The organism is Marinobacter antarcticus (genome assembly GCF_900142385.1).
Classification (GTDB): domain Bacteria; phylum Pseudomonadota; class Gammaproteobacteria; order Pseudomonadales; family Oleiphilaceae; genus Marinobacter; species Marinobacter antarcticus.
Map to the genome: position 1 here is coordinate 1,378,587 of NZ_FRAQ01000001.1, position 17,595 is coordinate 1,396,181.

Sequence of the window (17,595 nt, forward strand, 5' to 3'; positions counted from 1 at the left end):
GGAGTAGTAGGCCCTTATGTGGTCAAACACATCAGCGACAAGTCCTTCTCCAGCCGGTAAGTGTCAAAATCCCGGGCCAGAAATAGCTGGCCCTTGTAGTGTTGCATGGCTTCGGCTGCCAATTGGTTGATGTTGGGCGTGCTGCCCGGCGCGGACTGGTAGCGTGAGCTGAAGTGGGTAAGTACCAGGCCGGGCAGCTGGGCCTGTTGAGCAAACCGGGCCACCTGTTCTGCGGAACTGTGCTGTGGCCAAGGCCCAACCCGGTCGGCCACGTCCTGGGTGTAGGTGGCTTCGTGAATCAGCGCATGGCTTCCCTTGCAGGCGTCGGTCAGCAGGGTAGGGTCGTCATTGTCACCGGCGACGATCAGGCGGCGGGCAACGCGGGGAGTCTGTGTGTAATCGTCGCTCCTTAGCCGGCGGCCATCCTCCAGGGTTACGTCATTGCCTTTCTGCAACTCGCCCCAACCAGGCCCGGGTTCAATGCCATCCTCGTTCAGCTTGTCCTGCAAGAGTTGTCGCTCGATGTTGCGCTCTGTGAACACGTAGGCACGGCAGGGTACTCGATGGGACAAGGCCACGTTTGTCACCCTGAAGTCTTGATTCTGCCAGCAGAAGTCCGGTGCTTCGGAATCGATGAAGTTCAGGGCATAGCCCAGACTGGAGTCGCTGTTTTCGAGCGTTGCGGTGATGAAATGGTGAGTCTGGACGGGGGCAATAATGTCCAGAGGTTCTGTGCGGCCCAGCATGGAGGCACTGGTGAGCAGCCCCGGCAGACCGAAGGTGTGGTCACCGTGGATATGGGTGATGAATATCGCCCGCAGTTGCATCACGGAGTAGTGAGCGCGTAGTAGTTGGTGCTGGGTGCCTTCGCCACAGTCCACCAGATACCAGGGCTTTTGGCCGGAGTGCGACAGAGCCAGGGCGGTTACGTTGCGCGAACGTGTCGGAGTTCCGGCAGAGGTGCCCAAAAAGGTGAAGTCCATCGTTCCTCGTGTTCGCTCAGTTTTGGGTCAACGCAAAACTGAGTAGCCAGCGATTGCCGCGCTCAATCTTCGAAACCCGGTGTTGGTAAAGGTCCGACCGGAAGAGTATGACTCGCCCAAACAGATTGAATACGTTTTTTTCACAGATGAACTCACCGCCGGCTTTGGGCTTAACCAGTACGCAATTGAGCTTGTACAGCCGGCCTTCGGAGATCATGTCCACATGGGGAATCACCTTGTGGCCCTGTGGATAACGCACCAGGTAAATACTCAGGCGTTTGGAGTGGAGGAGAATCCGGATTTTTACGTTTAATGACATCGTGTGTGCGTTCGCCTGGAAGTAAGTTGCCCCTCAATTGTGCGCGCCGAGCGCGAGAAGTTAAAGAGGCCGATGCTCTAACGCCCTGACCCTGGATTCTTAACCGTTTAAAACTGGAAAATCCGGCATGATAGAGCCTGAGAAAAGAGATCATGCCATGAAGCGATTCGGGGTCTGATGCTGCGCTTGAGCAAGTCAAAGCGGGGCGGGCAACGCAGGTAATCATGCCCAAACGCCGCTAACTAAAGTAAACCGGATTTGATCATGTCGAACATGTCCAGAATCCGCGCCACAAACTGATCTTTCGGGCGAAAGCTGCTCTGGGTGCTGAGGGTAACGTCTCGCTGCAGGTGATCCAGCAGCTTGTGCAGGCGCCGACGATGCAAACCGACCGCCGCCTGAACCGGATCGAATATAACGCCGGAAAAGGCCGCAAACGCCGCTAATGAGGCCATGACAGCGACCATGACGCTGGCCGTCGTTGCCAGCGAAGGCTCCGGTGGAAACCAGCTGTAGTACCACCTGCCGATGGTCTCACCAAGTATAAAGTCCTGGGCGGCCAGGGTCTTTGCGAGCATGGATGCGAGCACCACCCCGAGCCCAATGCCACCCGGGGTAAACTTCTGGAACGCGAACGCGCCCAACACCGTGCATGAAATACTGTTGGTGATATCGGCAGACGCCGTCCGGGTCATCCGGTACTGACTGAGAGCGTCCGCGACCAGCGGCTCAATCAGCGTGCTGAACTGCTGGCGATCGACCGGTTCGGAGGTATGGCGCTCATACGCCGCCTCCAGCGCCTCAATCAGATATCCCTCCAGAATTGAGCCCTCCTGACCATTGTTCAACAGGTCCACCAGGATCAGGTGCGAGATGTGCTGTTGTACCCGGGTGGTAAAACCGGCGGGTACACGATTTGCCAAACCGTGCAGCCACATCAGGCCTGTTCGTTTGGGAAGCAGAATTTTTATCAGGCATACCAGGGCGTACACCGGCGCCCACAGTAGATTGATGGGTGCCCGCAACATGTCCCATCCCAGCGCCATCCGGTTGGTTGCGATGGCACCGGGGTAATGGAAGTGATGGTCAATAAATGCCGGTACCCGCGCCCGGCAGTCGTCAAAATAGCGCTCGATGCCTGAGTGGATTGCCTGCTCTATCTCAACTTCGGAGGCGTTTTGCTCGGGCGATGTGACAATGGGCATAGTGACAGGTGCTTCTGCGAGAGCTTTTACAATGATCCGCATCGACGAGATCCGGGAGGCTTCGGATATGCGAGGGTGTGCCTTATCTGTCTTGAAATGACTTACAAAGATTAACAATTATAGCCCCGAAAAGCCCGCTGATAAGTACTGTGACTTATTGATGAGTAAACTAACTAAATCTAAGATGTAGTACACAAATTGACCAACCTTTTCCGAAGAGAAATCCAATGGCTTACATACCTTCCACTGCCATCAACAACAGCCGTGATTTTCGTAACCAGTACCTGCGCAAGCGCCTGAGTGTCTGGGTGCAAAAGCTCAAAGCGCGTCATCAAAAACCTCAGGAACCGGTCACACCAATCGCCTTATGTGTGGCTGCCCCCGACCAGACCGTTAATCAAAGAGAGACAACGGATCAAGTTTGGTCTGAGCAAAATTTTGGCGTAGACAATCGCGAATATCAGGTTGTTCCTCCAAGAAATGCTGCTTGATTCCTACAGTCCTCTGCTGTGATGAACATGACTAAGCTGAAATAGGGTTAAGCCCTGAGCTTGCGCAATAAATGCAGAGCATCCTGTTTCCACATAGCCCAGTGCGGTCCTAATCGTCCTTGGAGAACTCAACCCAGTCAAAGCAGACTTGGTAGAGAAAGCGAAGCTAGTGGCGGGGTGCAGCCAAAACCAGCGTCCAGTAACGTTTGCCGCTTTTGTCCCGATCGATACCTACGCCGAACTCTGTGTAATCTGCGGACATGATGTTGGCGCAGTGGCCCGGACTGCCGAGCCAGGCGGCGACCACGGTGGTGGCGTTCTGTTGGCCGGAGGCTACGTTTTCGGCCCAGGCGGACGCCTCATATCCCGCGGCGGCGAGGCGATCAGCGAGGACACCACCTTCGCTTCCCTCATGGCTTATCCGGCCCATGTGCGTCATGTCCTCGCTGTGTGCTTGCGCCGCAGCGCGCAGCCGAGCATTCCAGGTGATCGGTGAGCTCTCGGCGTAAGTGTCGCTGCCGCACCGTCGCGCTTCGGCTCTAGCCTCGGTCAGGAGCGTTTCCCAAGTGTCGGCAAATGGGGCCCCATCGGCGGTGTCACCTGAAGCCATCGCCGGGCCCCCGCTAAAGCCGATCAGTCCTGCAAGGGCGATCCTGATGAGGTGGACCGTAACTGCGGCGCAGCTGTCCATTAGTTTGTGGCGGGCAAGGTAGATACGTTTTGGCTGTGTCATGGGCATTTTTTGAGGCCTTCAAACTGATAGGGCATGGAGTTTCTGGTCAACCACCCGGCGCAGCAGGAAGGTAAGTCACTGATCCCTCCATCCCTGCAGGCGACTGTTTGCGCTTGCCTTGTCATCTATACTGGCTTCAATACGTTACAATATCACCTAGGACATCGGGAAACAGGTGAACTAGAGTTCACTAGGTTGGGCTGTTTTCCTGACGTGCGTCTGCAATCTTTTAGATCTTCTGGTGAATTCGATGTATCGATTGCTTGTCATCATGTTGAGCGCAGTGCTGATCGCAGGCTGCGGCAATTTAAAGACCAGTGACTTCCTCAGTCGCACCGGCGACGCGCTGAGTAAAATCGGGCAAAGGGCTCCTGTTGCTGATCTTGACCAGGAAATTAAACCGCTTTTTGATCAACCATACATTGATCCGCTAACGGAGTATCTGCAACGTTACGGGGCTGATTCGGCCCGCACGGCCCAGCTCGGGCAGGTGAGGGCGGAGCGTGAACGTCGTTGTGCCGCTATAGCCCGGCGTTACAATACGAGTGGGATTACCGAAACTGGTCTGGCATCGTATCGTCGTGGTTATAGCTTTTCCTGTCCGCAGGATGTGGCGGCCTATGAAGCACGGCTCGAAGCTATGCAGCCGCAGCCGGCGCCAAAACCCGTGCTGCAGCCAGTCAGTGAACCCCCGAGCGATGACAGTGAGGTCCACGATGATGACACTCAAAAAGTTGCCGTATCGCCCCAGTTGAACGACTGCTACCTGCTCACTCGGATTCGCAACTTCAGTGACGCCCTGAAAGCCTGTCGCGGCCCTGCTGAAGATGGCGCAGCAGGTGCGCAGGCAAGCATGGCCCAGATCCAGAGCGCTCTGGGTAATTACGAGTCAGCCTATCGTTGGGCCCGGCAGGCCGCGCCAGAATCCGGCCAGGGAGCCTACCTGCTAGGCGAAATGTACGCTCAGGGGCGTGGCGTTGCGCAGGATAAGAATGCGGCCGCGAAGTGGTTCAGAACCGCTATAGGGCTCGGCTATGCCGGGGCTGAAAACGCACTCGACAATCTGGCTTCAGCCACTGCGGGTGCCAATGCCAATTAGACATCTGCCGTGGTCAGTTCTGTCCAGATGGATACGGCCACATCTGGGCTTCTGGAGAAGTAGCTACGCCATGCACTCCATCATGGGGCTGCTATTCCTGCTGATCGCGCTTTTCGCTATTGGCATGTTCCTGTTATCTCACCTGAACCTGAGCTATTCCCAACAGGCGATGTACGAGTTGCGCCGGGATCAGATCCGGGATGTGTTCATCACGGGGCTGGTCCGTATTGATGCCCACCAAATTGCCCTGGAGCGCCAGGTGGCGACTCTCGCGACGATCGGCGAAACATTTTACCGGTTATCGCGGGAACAGCCGGGTTCGCCAGAAGCCCAGCGCCAACTGCAGGCCCAGCTTGAAAAAACGCTGCGAAGCCGTCTTGAGAGCGAGGCTGGTGTCTCTGGTGCCGGTCTCTGGTATCAGCCGGGTATTGTAGCGCCAGCCGGTGAACGCTACGCGCCTTATCTGGTCAAGGCCGGAGTTGGCGGCCCCAGAATGCAATCACGATCAACCGACTTCAGGCAGACTCGCTGGTTTGACCTGACTTTGGGGAGGGACGGCGCCCGCGACCCCGCATCGGGCGTGCCTGTCTACTGGTCACCGGTATACTTTGACATGGCAACCGAGCGCGCTGTTCTTACCCTTGCTCAGCCGGTGGTCAGCGCCGAGGGTGAGTTGATTGGCGTAGCGACCATTGATTGGGCTTCGGACCAGGTTGTTGACCTGGTCAGCCGTATGGAGGTCACGCAAAACAGCTTTGCTTTTCTCAATGACCGCAACAACCGAAACCTGTCCAGTCTCAGTCAAAACGAAGATCCGGTTCAGGAGCAGAAGCTTATCGATGCGATCCTGGCAGCGAATCTTTCCGGAAATGATGCGGGCGCGCCATCAGTGTCAGGTGATAGCCAAGCCCCTGAAAAACGCCTGCGCACACGGCAACTTGACGTCGGCGGGCGACTCTATGAGTTGTATTACGCCACGACACCGGCAGGTATGGTCTATGGTGCCGGCGTTCCAACGGATGAGATCGACCGGGTGCTGGTGCCCATGCGCGACACTAATTACCGGATACTGCTGATCACGGGTTCGGTTTTGCTGGTGCTGAGCCTTTACCTGCTTTATCGGATCATACAGCTCATGCGTGAATTACAGGCCTCCTACACGGACGCTCTGACTGGCCTGCCCAATCGTGTGCGCCTTTTGAGAGACCTGCAGGACCGGCAAGACGCCTGCCTCATCCTCCTGGACCTGGACCGCTTCAAGGAAATCAACAGCCTGTTCGGCAATGAATGTGGCGATGTCGTGCTGTTGGCTGTGCGCAAGCATGTGCTCTTGTTTATCCGCACCCATTCTCACCCTTTTGGACTTCCTCCTGAACTTTATCGCCTGTCCAGTGATGAATTCGCACTTCTGGGGCCTGGCGTTACTGAGTCCCGGGTGCGCACTTTCACCAGTGAATTGATCGAATTCCTTTGTGCGCAACGTGTTACCTGGCGGCAGCAAGCGTTAAGCCTGGACACCAGCGCGGGCATTGCCTTCCTGAGAGAGAGTAATGGCGATGCCGCACCGGACCGTCTGCTTAACCAGGCAACCATTGCTGTTGCTCAGGCGCGGGATCAGATGCGTCAGTACCTGTTTTATGACCAAAGCCAGGAAGTTGAAAAAGGCTACGAGAAAAATCTCTATTGGGCGCGGCGCCTGAAGAAGGCGATCGAGACCAGCGCATTGCGTCCGTACTTCCAGCCAATTCACGACAACATGAAAGGCACGTTTACCAAGTATGAGTGCCTGGTGAGGATGGAAGATCCCGGGCATGGCGTGATCGCCGCCGGGCAGTTCATCGAAGTGGCCAATAAGCTCCGGCTTAACCGTCAGATCACCCGGATTATGGTGGAAAAGGCGTTCGCCGCTTTTGCCACGCAGCCCTACGAGTTTTCCATCAACCTGTCCTATGTGGATATCATTGATCCGGAAACCCTTGCTCTGATTCTGGAGCATCTGCGAGGGAGCAATGTTGGCGAGCGGGTGATCTTCGAGATTCTCGAATCCGATGACATCGGGAATTACGGCGACGTATTACACTTTATCGACAAAGTGAAATCCTTTGGCTGCCGGATCGCCATTGATGACTTCGGCACCGGCTATTCCAATTTTTCCCATCTGCGCAAGCTGAACGTGGATTTCATCAAGATAGACGGTAGCCTGATTCGCTATCTGGCGCAGGACCACACGGCGTTTCTTGTGACCAAGGGGATTGTCCAATTTGCCCGGAGCATGGGCATTAAAACGGTGGCAGAATTCGTACACAGTGAAGCGGTGCAGGAACGTGTTGTGGAGCTGGGCATTGATTTCTCGCAGGGAGAGTACTTCGGAATGCCTGCGGCGGAGCTGTTGAGTCGAGACGGGCATTTCGGTTTTATTTCTTAATCGAACAGGCTCATACGCTTCATAACGTTATCGCGCTTGATTTTCCAATGGAATATCGCACCAGACACATGCAGCACCACCAAAGCTAAAATGATCCAGCCCAGCCATTCATGCAGTATAAAGAGCAGTTCAGAGAGTTGTTCATCCTTACCAATGAACCCTGGTAACTGCCAGAGGACAAATTCCACCGGGAAGCCTCCGCTGGCTGTTGCTGCCCAGCCTATTAACGGCATGACAATCAGCGCTATATAGAGCAAGTGATGGACACTGGTACTGACGACTCTCTCGAAGGTATTCAAGGGCGGTACATGGTCTGGCACCACAAAAGCCAGGCGGGTAATAACGCGCAGTGTCATCAGCAGCAACATCAACACACCCAGCGTTTTATGGCCGCCGTAAAGCACGTTGGTTAGTGTTTTGCCTATCAGATCGACGGTGCCGTCATACCCCAGAAAGCCCAACGTTAAGCCACTGGCCAAGGAGAGCAGCACCACGCCAGCCACCAGCCAGTGGAGTAGCCGGTGCGGGTAGGTATAGCGATCCAGTGCTTGCATGCGGCGCTCCTGATAACCATTCGTTTCAGTGTAGTCACTGGAACGGCCTGGCGCTGATTAAAGCATCGCAAAAGAAAGGGGTCGAGTCCTCGACTGACCCCTGACAGATTCACATCAGCAACAGCTCATCAACGCACCTTTGAAAGGAATTTCTGGGTTAACGGGTTTTGCGGGTCGGTAATAACCTGTCTAGCCTCGCCAAGCTCGGCAATCACGCCTTCATGAAAGTAAGCGACACGATCAGACACATCGCGCGCGAAGCCCATTTCATGTGTCACGCAGATCATGGTCATACCCTCTTCCGCCAACAGGCGCAAAGTATCCAGAACCTCGCCCACTAATTCGGGATCGAGGGCGGATGTGACCTCATCAAAAAGCATGTAATCGGGCTTCATGGCGAGGGCGCGGGCAATCGCCAGGCGCTGCTGTTGACCTCCAGACATTTTAGTCGGGTAGACGTCAAACTTATCACCCAGGCCAACATGCTCGAGTTCCTTTTTGGCGATTTCAATCGCTTCTTCTTTGCTCATTTTTTTGACGATTCTGGGCGCAAGAGCCGCATTTTCCAGCACGGTCATATGAGGAAAGGAGTTCCATTGCTGAAATACCATGCCCAGTTTCTGACGCAATTTATCCTTATTCGTCTCTTTGTTATGAACATCAATACCATCGACGATGATTTTGCCTTTGTGAATGCTCTCGATGGCATTGATGCAATACAGCAGGGTCGACTTGCCACTGCCGGAGCCACCGATAATGCTCACGACTTCGCCGTTGTCGACATCCAGACTGACGCCTTTCAGAACTTCAAGATCACCAAAGGATTTATGGACATTCTGGATACTGATCATATTGCCATTTTCCTCTCAACATACCGACCATATGACGATAGGGGGTATGAAATAATAAAGTAAAAGATACCAACACCAATCAGAATCTCCAGTGGTTGCTGGGTACGGGAGATGAGCTGGTCGGACGTGCGCAGAAGTTCCATATAACCAATAACTGAGACCAGAGCCGAGTCTTTGATGACACTCAGGGCAACACCGAGCCAGGAGGGGAAGACTGCGCGCATACCTATGGGTAAGCGAATGTAGAAGATGGTTTGCCAGTATGTCATACCCAATGAACGGGCTGATGTCCGCATGGATTGATGCACGCTTTCGAAGCCACTACGAAAAACCTCACTCATAAAGGCCATGGTATAAAGCGAAAGAACGATGGAGCCAGCCACAAAGGGATCCAGTGGGGACCCCATCGCGCCAACAAAGGTCGAAAAAAGAACGAGCTGAATGATCAGCGGTACACTTCTGAGTATATCCAGCACACCACCAAACAGTACGTTGACTACTTTGTTGCTTTCAGCGCGCATAAAACCGACGACCAAACCCAGTAGGGTTCCAAACACTATCGCTACTACCGATATGGTCACCGTATTCATGACACCGGTAAGAATGAAACCGGTATCGTCCCAGGACAGAGGTGTAAATAAGGAGTTCATCAGATTTCCCCCCTGAATAGTTTGCGGGAAATAAGTGACGAACTGATCAGCACAAGCTTGGTGATGATGAAGTACATAACCGCTGCCACAATGAAGAACTCAAGCGTACGAAATGACAATGACTGCAGCCTCTGTGTTGTTCCGGACAGCTCGCCCATTCCAACCAGAATTCCCAGCGAACTCATCAGGATGGACCAGACAAACTGGTTTGTCATCGGATGATAGATGCGCCTGAGCATCTGCGGCAGGATGATGTATCGATACACCTGAAAGCTGTTCATACCCAGAGATTTGGAAGCGCTGTACTGTGTGCTGGGGATGGACTGAAATCCGCCCCGAAAAGTCTCAGTCAGGTAACCCGCATTGATAAATACCAGAGCGCTTAACACCGCAACATAGGGGCTTAGATGAATGCCAAGAGCCCCCAGCCCGAAATAGGCCATGTAGATTTGAAAAAGTGCCGGAGTGTTTCGGGCTATCTCGACCCATACCGTAGCGACATAACAAAAGGGCTTGCTGTTGTTCATCTTGGCAATCGCCATCAGTATCGCAATCACAACACCCAGGAGCATGGCGAGCACTGATACGTGCAGGGTTACAAAGGCCCCGTTCAGTAACTCAGGCATTTTCTGGAACACGACGTTCCAGTGAAATTCATATTCCATACCTTGACCACTTTCTGTGGTTGGAGGGAGGTCTGACCAGCGCCTTATTCAGACGCTGGTCAGAGTTCGAAGCCATTACGCAAAGGTGTTTGCGACTGGCCTTTAGATGAGTGATATGGGCAGCCCCATACTGGCGGCCACCGATATGGTTATTACTTGTTGTCTCTCAAGGACTGGATCAGATCAGCAGGCGCATCTGAACCGAAGTGCTTGTTGTAAGCCGCATTCATGTTGCCGTCACGAATCTGACGAACCAGGAACAGGTTCAGGTAGTTGATCCAGGCGGTTTCACTTCTTTTTGCGATCAGACCTACGACGTCGTCATAGTTGGGTACAAAGGGGCCTGCAGAAAAATCTTTGAACTCTTCGCTTTGCAGTTTGGTAGCAATATTGGTGTTGGTTGAGATAACCGCATCCACTTTGCCCTGGTACAAACCCAGGTATGCATCGTTTTCAGATTTGAACGCTGTGTAATTATCGGTTCCCCAGCCTTTTTTCTCGGCATAGGCGAGGTATTCAGTTTCGTAGGTAGTGCCCAGTGCAGCACCCACTTTCACGTTCTTGAGGTCATCAAACGAGCTGATGTTCTCTTCTTTCGGGGCAATTACCTGAAACTTGAAAACGAAGTACGGGTAGGTGAATCCGACGGTTTTTGCACGTTCCATAGTGTCAGAAGTAGAGCCGATAACAACATCGGTCTTCCCGGAAATCAGGGATGGGATTCGATCACCCCAAGTGAGATTGAGTATATTTACGTCCACGCCGAGGACCTCGGCCAGATCGTTACAATAATCTACGTCAAAACCTGCAGGTTGATTGTCTGCGTCAAAATAGCCCATAGGTGGAAAGTCGAGAACCACGCCACAGTTCAACGTGCCTCGTTGAATCACGGTATCAAGCTGATCGGCTGTCGCATTCACGGAAGTGAATGCAACGCAGGCAAGTGCGGCTGCTGCTAATTTTTTAATCATAGTTTGTCTCTCTGATTCTTTTTTTGGGTCACACGTTACGAAACCTACATGAATTTAAAGTGTACGTAAAAATACTACCCTAGATTTGTTAGTGAAAAGCACTGAAAAGCAAAATCAAAGAGGGTATTTCACTTTTATGTTTAACTTAATAGGAAATTATAGGCCAAAATTATGGAAATACAGCCAATGACGCCATTATGGACGTTGGGCGTCTATCTAATCATATGAATTAAAAGATTTTTTAAGCTTAGCTCATATAATAGGGGCAGAGTTATCTTGTAGGTCACCTTACCAAGCCATCGGAGGCATTTTGGATACATTTTCGGCTGGCACCAGAGACTACAGCTGTATTTTTATTGAAGGCGAGGCATCAGGTGAGATCCTTGTCTGTGATGAAGGTCTTAGCTTCTGGGGAGGTGTCGACCCCGATTTCGGGAGCATTATCGATGTGCATCATCCGAATTATGGAGAGTTGGTCGCTGGAAAAATTCTGATGATGCCGACTTCCCGCGGTTCTTGCAGTGGCAGCGGAGTTCTTCTCGAACTATCCCTGAACTCTCTTGCACCGGCAGCTCTGGTGTTTCAGGAGCATGAGGAGGTTTTAACCCTGGGTGCTCTGGTATCCGATCGTATTTTTGGCCGGCCCATTCCAACGATCTCGTTATCACCTGCCGACTACGAGGCTCTGGCTCGCTCGAAAACAGCATCGATCTCGGGACACAGAATTAAGGCTGATAACCTCGACCTCGAACTCGCAACAACCAGGCTTGGTGACATAGACCTCTCCGAAGCAGACAAAGCACTTTTGAACGATGAAGCCGGACCGGCCGCGCGAGTGGCGATGGAGATCATTTGCCTGATGGCTGCCGCCGAAGGAGCCCGACACCTCACCGATGTCACAAGAGGGCATATAGACGGTTGCATCCTGTCGCATTCGGCAAATCTGATCTTCGCAGAAAAGCTGGCCGATCTCGGTGCTAAAGTTTCCATACCCACAACCATAAATGCCATTTCGGTCGATAGAGAAAACTGGCGCTCTCAGCATGTACCTGATGACTTTGGTAACCGCGCGAGCAGACTGGCTGATGCCTACGTCAGGATGGGTGCCCGCCCAACGTTCACCTGCGCCCCTTATCTCCTGGACGACGCCCCAGAATTCGGCGAAGTGATCGGCTGGTCAGAATCAAACGCGGTCATCTTCGCCAATACGGTGCTCGGTGCCCGCACCCCCAAGCATCCTGATTATCTCGATCTGTTTATAGCAATGACCGGACGCGCTCCGGCATCAGGCGTTTATACGCAAGAGGGTCGCGTCGCTCGCAGGGTTCTGAATGTTACACCGCCTTCTGCGCCAGGAAATCATGACGAACTTTTCTGGCCACTCCTGGGGTGGTTGGCTGGAAAGTTTTCGCCCGATCACATACCGCTTGTGACCGGTTTAGAAAACCTGAAGCCATCGACAGATGATCTGAAATCGCTATGCGCGGCTTTCGGTACCACCTCAGGCGTCCCTATGCTGCACATTGCCGGCCACACACCTGAGGCGCATCTTTTGCCTTCAGCGGATGCCGATCATCAGTCTATCGGAATCCCGGAATTCATCAGCGCCTGGAACGAACTCAATCGGGGAGATCTTAAAATCGATCTTGTTGCTATAGGAAGCCCACATGCGTCTATAGATGAAGCTCGCCGCATTGCCGATCTCTTCGGAGACCGTCACTGCAACCTGTCGACTCAATTAATTATAACGATTGGACGAGACATGCTGCAGGCAGCGAGATCCGAGGGCATTGTGGACCGTCTGGAACGAGCAGGCGTTCGGCTCATTCCCGACCTTTGTTGGTGCTCAATCGTAGAACCTGTTTTTCCTCAGGATGCTGAAGGCTTATTCACTAACTCCGGTAAATATGCCCACTATGCTCATGGTTTGTCGGGAAGGCACTCTCGAATCGGCAGTCTTGAGGATTGCGTTGAAGCAGCCATCAGCGGCCATGCACCAGAGCGTCTTCCAGAATGGCTTCAGAGTTAAGCAGCAGGAACTGGTAGCATCTTCTATCTTGCAGTAAGTTGCGGTATTCACTTCAGGGGGTTCAACATGCCGGTTTATACGAATATTGAAGATCTACGTCGTCGTTACGCGCGGCGTACGCCAAAGATGTTTTACGACTACGCGGAATCGGGTAGCTGGACTGAACAGACCTTTCGTGAAAACACCAGCGACTTTCATCAGATTCGCCTTAAACAGCGCGTTGCAGTGGATATGTCGGGGCGCTCGACACGCGGTACCATGATTGGTGAAGATGTCGCCATGCCGGTAGCTCTGGCGCCGGTCGGCTTGACCGGCATGCAATCGGCAGACGGTGAAATCAAGGCCGCCCGGGCGGCCGAGAAGTTTGGCGTGCCCTTTACGCTTTCAACCATGTCGATTTGCTCGATCGAGGACGTTGCCGAGCACACAACAAAGCCCTTTTGGTTTCAGGTCTATACCCTCAAAGATGACGATTTTATGCGTCGTCTGTTTGAGCGCGCCAAGGCTGCCAATTGCTCGGCTATCGTCGTAACCGTCGACCTGCAAGTTCTGGGGCAGCGCCACAAAGATATCAAGAACGGGCTTTCTGCGCCGCCAAAGCTCACCGCCAGGTCCATCGCCAATATGGCCACCAAAATACCCTGGGGGCTTGAAATGCTGGGCACCAAGCGGCGCTCGTTTGGCAATATCGTCGGCCACGCTAAAGGCGTGACGGACCCCTCTTCGCTGTCAACCTGGACCTCGGAAGCTTTTGACGTGTCGCTCAATTGGAAGCGTATTGCCCTGTTCAAGGAGTGGTGGGGCGGCAAGCTGATCATAAAGGGCATCATGACACCCGAAGATGCGCGCCACGCGGTGGAGATTGGCGCCGATGCCATTATTGTTTCCAATCACGGCGGTCGTCAGTTGGATGGTGCGATGAGCTCCATTCGCATGTTGCCAAGCATCATGGATGCAGTCGGCGATGACATTGAAGTGCATCTTGATTCGGGCATTCGCTCTGGCCAGGATGTCCTCAAGGCGCTCGCTCTGGGGGCCAAGGGCACCTATATTGGCCGAGCCTTCACATACGGCCTGGGGGCCGAGGGCGAAGAGGGCGTGACCAAGGCGCTTAACATCATTCACAAGGAGCTGGATACCACCATGGCCCTATGTGGTGAAACGGATGTCAATCGGCTGGGCCCACATAACCTGTATGTGCCCAAAGGCTTTGAGGACCCAACGGTAAAACTGTAAGCGATGTCAGGCCATCGCATCGACGCGAGGCTTGATCGATATGGAACTCCTTAGCCCCGGGTTTAAGTCGTATAGTGATCAGTGTTGCCCCTTAGGTTGTGGAGTTTAGCTATGCAGGGATTGTGTGCTCTCCTATTGGTTTTGTTGTTCTATTCTGGCGCTGTCACCGCCGAAAACACGCTGAAAGTGCGAGTGACGGATTTCCCCCCCAATTACTACTTGGATTCGGAGGGTCATTGGAAGGGGATCAGTGTGGAGCTTGCAACGAGAATCATCGAGCGAGCCGGCTACCGTCCAGTTTTTTTAGACCAGCCCTGGGAACGTGGATTGAAATCCATGCGGATTGGGACGTTGCAATACATGACGAACCTGAACAAGACCCGGGAGCGCTCTGAATACATTGACTGGATTGGACCGGTTCTGAAGGGGGAGATGGTCCTTATTGTCAGGGATGATAATAAGGATCTGCCTGTTGCGTCACTGGATGATCTGGTGAAGGCCAGCCGAGACCGCCGTAAGAAGTTTGGGTATCAATCCGGGGTCTTCTACTCGGAAGAGTTCGAGACTCGGATGAAAAACGATCCAGCGTTTGCCGCCTGCTTCGAGGCAATCAGTCAGGGGGAACTCAATTACCGTAAGGTAGCCAACGGGCGGATACTGGGTTTTTTTGAATCAAGAATTGCAACGGCACACCGGATACGGCATCACCCGGCTTACCAGAATCTTGCCATACATTCTTTCGTCCTGAGCACTTCGGAACTTTATCACGGCGTCAGCCGTGCGGGTGTTGATGACAATACCCTGGCGCAGCTCAGGAAGGCCTTCAAGTTGCTCAAAAATGAGGGCGAGATCCAGAAAATCGTCGAGCAATACAAGTAAAACCCCGGCTTTAGAGGAAAAGGCCGAATCCATACTATCTGCTCAGGCGACCGGCATCCAAAGATTTTGCAGCTGGGCCAGTAATGAAGAGCCAACCCCTTGCTGTCCCAGGAAACCCAGCATAATTGGTACGAACTGCTGGATCATGGCGCTGTCCATACCCAGCGCTGAGAAGGTCGACTGCACCTCGTCGATGGATGAAATATTGGCGAGCAGGCTACTGCCACCTCCCAGTAGGTTGGATAGGCCTGAGGCTTCGCTGGTCATGGTGTCGGTGCCGAGCTGATTTTGCGCCAGCTGTAATAAGGCACCGGTACCACCAATAGCTTGAGTTTCGCTGACCCCAAGCTGATTCTGGAGCTTACCGACGAGTTGTTGGGCTTCACCACTGACTTCCGTTGTTGAAGAGAGTGTTTGTGTCTCGCTGGACAAGACGTCATCCAGGGTTAAAGCGCCAGCGGTTGGTGCTAGTAAATAGATGCTTGAAACAAATAGGAATTTCTTAAGAATAGCGTTCATTGTCATGTCCTGCAGGATGGGGGCAAGATATCTATTGATATAATGGAGTGGGCTAGAGCAAAATAAAAGTGACGGGCTCATTAAGCATTGGTTATAAAAGTGGGGTCAGGCAGCCAGACTGTGTGGCTATGGGCTTGCACCAAATATCGAAACGATGGCAGCGGAATTATGGATCTGGAACAAATCAATGCCATAGAAAGGGCGACACGTTACGGGCGTGCCGAGGTTTTTCGTATCGGCCTGGCGGTGATATTCCTTGCCGGGATCATGTTGTATGTCCGCTCGATCGGGGCTGATGCTCCGAACATGGTCATGCTGGTGGCGGCGGCCATGATCGGCGGGTATATGGCGATGAACATCGGCGCCAACGATGTCGCCAATAACGTGGGTCCTGCTGTCGGGTCCAAAGCACTGACCCTGACCGGGGCAATCGCGATAGCGGCAATCTTTGAGGCCAGTGGCGCGCTGATAGCTGGCGGCGATGTTGTAAGCACCATCAAAAAAGGGATCATAGATCCTGCGTTGATCGGAGATCCCGATACGTTCATCTGGCTCATGATAGCGGCGCTGCTTGCCGCGGCGCTCTGGTTGAATACGGCCACATACGTCGGAGCGCCTGTCTCTACGACCCACTCAATCGTCGGCGGTGTCATGGGCGCCGGTATAGCGGCGGGTGGCGTAGATATAGTGGATTGGCACCAGTTTGGTCAGATTGTCGCTAGCTGGGTTATATCGCCGGTGCTGGGTGGGGCCATCGCAGCACTTTCCCTGTACCTGATAAAACGCCGGATCACCTACAAGCGGGACATTGCTCAGGCCGCCAAATACAACGTACCGCTGTTCGTCGCAATCATGGCCTGGGTCTTTGCCACGTATCTGGTGATAAAGGGGCTGGGCAAGGTCGTCGACATCGGATTACTGCCTGCCGTCGGATTTGGCGCGATCGTTGGCGTCATCGTTTGGGGGCTCACAAAATGGCTTGTTGCGCGCCCTTCCGCCGAGGTGGAGAACAGTAAAGCGGGCGTCGACACCCTGTTCACCTTCCCGCTTATTTTTTCGGCTGCGCTTCTGAGCTTTGCGCACGGGGCGAATGACGTTGCCAACGCGGTAGGCCCGCTGGCCGCGATCAATGAAGCCGTTCTTCAAGGCGGCGTCGCTGCGGAGGCAGCGATCCCTAGCTGGGTGTTGTTGGTGGGAGCGCTCGGGATTGCACTCGGCCTGGCACTATACGGCCCCAAGCTCATACGCACTGTGGGATCGGAGATCACGGAACTCGACCGCATGCGTGCATTCTGCGTGGCCATGGCCGCGGCCATTACCGTTATCATCGCTAGCCAGTTGGGCCTTCCCGTGAGCTCGACCCATATTGCCATAGGGGGTGTGTTCGGAGTCGGCTTTCTGCGCGAGCATCTCAAAACCACCTATCGCCAGAAGATTAACGAGATCGAGGCGCACCATGCCGGAGAAGACCGGGAAAAAGTAGAGCGTCTGCTGAAGGAATTTGATGAGGCCTCGTTCGAAGAGAAGGGAGAAATCCTCAAAAATCTCAAAAGGAAAAATGGTGGCGCCACGCCGATCTCGAAACGCGACCGCAAGGGCCTGAAAAAGGTTTACAGCCAGGAACTCGTCAAGCGATCGGCGGTGTTCAAGATCGTGGCTGCCTGGTTGATTACGGTACCGGTATCGGGACTGCTAGCGGCTGTGCTGTTCTTTACCATCAGAGGGATGCTTCTTCCCTGAGCTCGCGCAGCTTAGCGAGTTGCGCCTCGACCACGCGCAGGCGAACCTCGGTCTGCGCGGGTGTTTCCTCTGACGAGCCGGAATTCAGCCGTTCGCGGTATTTTGCTTGCTTTTTTTTCAGTGCTTGCTCGAGATGCTTCAGTTCCTTGAGCTTGAGGGACTTGCCCTTGTCATGTCTGCGCAGCGCATCGTCGAGCTCCGCCACCAAGTCTTTAAAACCCATTGTCCCACTCCGCTGTGTTCTAA

At 53.6% G+C, this 17,595-nt stretch carries 18 protein-coding genes; 7 read left to right on the forward strand and 11 right to left on the reverse strand.

Annotation, left to right across the window (positions count from 1 at the left end; genetic code table 11):
* Positions 1 to 14 precede the first annotated feature (14 nt).
* The 3 genes from BUA49_RS06490 to BUA49_RS06500 all read right to left on the reverse strand — a co-directional run bounded on the left by BUA49_RS06490 (position 15) and on the right by BUA49_RS06500 (position 2,549).
* Positions 15 to 983, reverse strand: coding sequence for a ribonuclease Z (locus tag BUA49_RS06490; protein ID WP_072796380.1), 969 nt, complete (start codon positions 981 to 983; stop codon positions 15 to 17).
* Positions 984 to 999: 16 nt separating this feature from the next.
* Positions 1,000 to 1,302: a 2OG-Fe(II) oxygenase gene (locus BUA49_RS06495; RefSeq protein ID WP_072796381.1), complete on the reverse strand. Its 303-nt coding sequence runs from the start codon at positions 1,300 to 1,302 to the stop codon at positions 1,000 to 1,002.
* 242 nt (positions 1,303 to 1,544) lie between these two features.
* A complete protein-coding gene (locus BUA49_RS06500) occupies positions 1,545 to 2,549 on the reverse strand; it encodes a DUF6635 family protein (RefSeq protein WP_072796382.1) in 1,005 nt (334 codons plus the stop codon).
* Positions 2,550 to 2,734: 185 nt separating this feature from the next.
* Here BUA49_RS06500 and BUA49_RS06505 point away from each other — a divergent pair, with 185 nt between their 5' ends.
* Positions 2,735 to 2,998, forward strand: coding sequence for a hypothetical protein (locus BUA49_RS06505; protein WP_072796383.1), 264 nt, complete (start codon positions 2,735 to 2,737; stop codon positions 2,996 to 2,998).
* 166 nt (positions 2,999 to 3,164) lie between these two features.
* Here the strand turns inward: BUA49_RS06505 and BUA49_RS06510 are convergent, their stop codons facing one another.
* Positions 3,165 to 3,737 carry a CAP domain-containing protein gene (locus BUA49_RS06510; protein WP_084063499.1) on the reverse strand — a complete coding sequence of 191 codons (573 nt, stop codon included), beginning with the start codon at positions 3,735 to 3,737 and terminating at the stop codon, positions 3,165 to 3,167.
* 244 nt (positions 3,738 to 3,981) lie between these two features.
* Between BUA49_RS06510 and BUA49_RS06515 the strand changes: the two genes are divergently transcribed.
* A complete protein-coding gene (locus tag BUA49_RS06515; RefSeq protein WP_072796384.1) occupies positions 3,982 to 4,830 on the forward strand; it encodes a tetratricopeptide repeat protein in 849 nt (282 codons plus the stop codon).
* A gap of 70 nt (positions 4,831 to 4,900) precedes the next feature.
* Positions 4,901 to 7,255 (forward strand): bifunctional diguanylate cyclase/phosphodiesterase, encoded by a 2,355-nt coding sequence (locus BUA49_RS06520; RefSeq protein WP_072796385.1) that lies wholly within the window; start codon positions 4,901 to 4,903, stop codon positions 7,253 to 7,255.
* Here BUA49_RS06520 and BUA49_RS06525 read toward each other — a convergent pair.
* The 5 genes from BUA49_RS06525 to BUA49_RS06545 form a co-directional block, all read right to left on the reverse strand.
* Positions 7,252 to 7,809, reverse strand: a complete 558-nt coding sequence (locus tag BUA49_RS06525) for a cytochrome b (RefSeq protein WP_072796386.1) — start codon at positions 7,807 to 7,809, stop codon at positions 7,252 to 7,254. The two genes, BUA49_RS06520 and BUA49_RS06525, sit on opposite strands and share 4 nt — an antisense overlap.
* 128 nt (positions 7,810 to 7,937) lie before the next feature.
* Positions 7,938 to 8,660, reverse strand: a complete 723-nt coding sequence (locus BUA49_RS06530; protein WP_072796387.1) for an amino acid ABC transporter ATP-binding protein — start codon at positions 8,658 to 8,660, stop codon at positions 7,938 to 7,940.
* Positions 8,657 to 9,310 (reverse strand): amino acid ABC transporter permease, encoded by a 654-nt coding sequence (locus BUA49_RS06535; RefSeq protein ID WP_072796388.1) that lies wholly within the window; start codon positions 9,308 to 9,310, stop codon positions 8,657 to 8,659. Before BUA49_RS06535 ends, BUA49_RS06530 begins: the two co-directional genes overlap by 4 nt.
* Positions 9,310 to 9,975: an amino acid ABC transporter permease gene (locus BUA49_RS06540; protein WP_072796389.1), complete on the reverse strand. Its 666-nt coding sequence runs from the start codon at positions 9,973 to 9,975 to the stop codon at positions 9,310 to 9,312. The genes BUA49_RS06535 and BUA49_RS06540 overlap by 1 nt, the downstream gene beginning before the upstream one ends.
* A gap of 152 nt (positions 9,976 to 10,127) precedes the next feature.
* Positions 10,128 to 10,946, reverse strand: coding sequence for a transporter substrate-binding domain-containing protein (locus BUA49_RS06545; protein ID WP_072796390.1), 819 nt, complete (start codon positions 10,944 to 10,946; stop codon positions 10,128 to 10,130).
* Positions 10,947 to 11,256: 310 nt separating this feature from the next.
* On the opposite strand from BUA49_RS06545, the gene lhpI reads away from it, so the two are divergent.
* The 3 genes from lhpI to BUA49_RS06560 all read left to right on the forward strand — a co-directional run bounded on the left by lhpI (position 11,257) and on the right by BUA49_RS06560 (position 15,090).
* A complete protein-coding gene (gene lhpI, locus BUA49_RS06550; RefSeq protein ID WP_072796391.1) occupies positions 11,257 to 12,975 on the forward strand; it encodes a cis-3-hydroxy-L-proline dehydratase in 1,719 nt (572 codons plus the stop codon).
* A gap of 66 nt (positions 12,976 to 13,041) precedes the next feature.
* Positions 13,042 to 14,211, forward strand: a complete 1,170-nt coding sequence (locus BUA49_RS06555) for an alpha-hydroxy acid oxidase (protein ID WP_072796392.1) — start codon at positions 13,042 to 13,044, stop codon at positions 14,209 to 14,211.
* 111 nt (positions 14,212 to 14,322) lie between these two features.
* The gene (locus BUA49_RS06560; RefSeq protein ID WP_072796393.1) at positions 14,323 to 15,090 is read left to right on the forward strand and encodes a substrate-binding periplasmic protein; all 768 of its coding nucleotides are present in this window, start codon (positions 14,323 to 14,325) and stop codon (positions 15,088 to 15,090) included.
* Between the two features lie 42 nt (positions 15,091 to 15,132).
* Here the strand turns inward: BUA49_RS06560 and BUA49_RS06565 are convergent, their stop codons facing one another.
* The gene (locus tag BUA49_RS06565; protein ID WP_072796394.1) at positions 15,133 to 15,609 is read right to left on the reverse strand and encodes a DUF2780 domain-containing protein; all 477 of its coding nucleotides are present in this window, start codon (positions 15,607 to 15,609) and stop codon (positions 15,133 to 15,135) included.
* A gap of 168 nt (positions 15,610 to 15,777) precedes the next feature.
* On the opposite strand from BUA49_RS06565, the gene BUA49_RS06570 reads away from it, so the two are divergent.
* A complete protein-coding gene (locus tag BUA49_RS06570) occupies positions 15,778 to 17,349 on the forward strand; it encodes an inorganic phosphate transporter (protein ID WP_072796395.1) in 1,572 nt (523 codons plus the stop codon).
* On the opposite strand, the gene BUA49_RS06575 is transcribed toward BUA49_RS06570, so the two are convergent.
* Positions 17,327 to 17,572 (reverse strand): hypothetical protein, encoded by a 246-nt coding sequence (locus BUA49_RS06575; RefSeq protein ID WP_072796396.1) that lies wholly within the window; start codon positions 17,570 to 17,572, stop codon positions 17,327 to 17,329. The genes BUA49_RS06570 and BUA49_RS06575 overlap by 23 nt on opposite strands.
* Between the last annotated feature and the right edge of the window lie 23 nt (positions 17,573 to 17,595).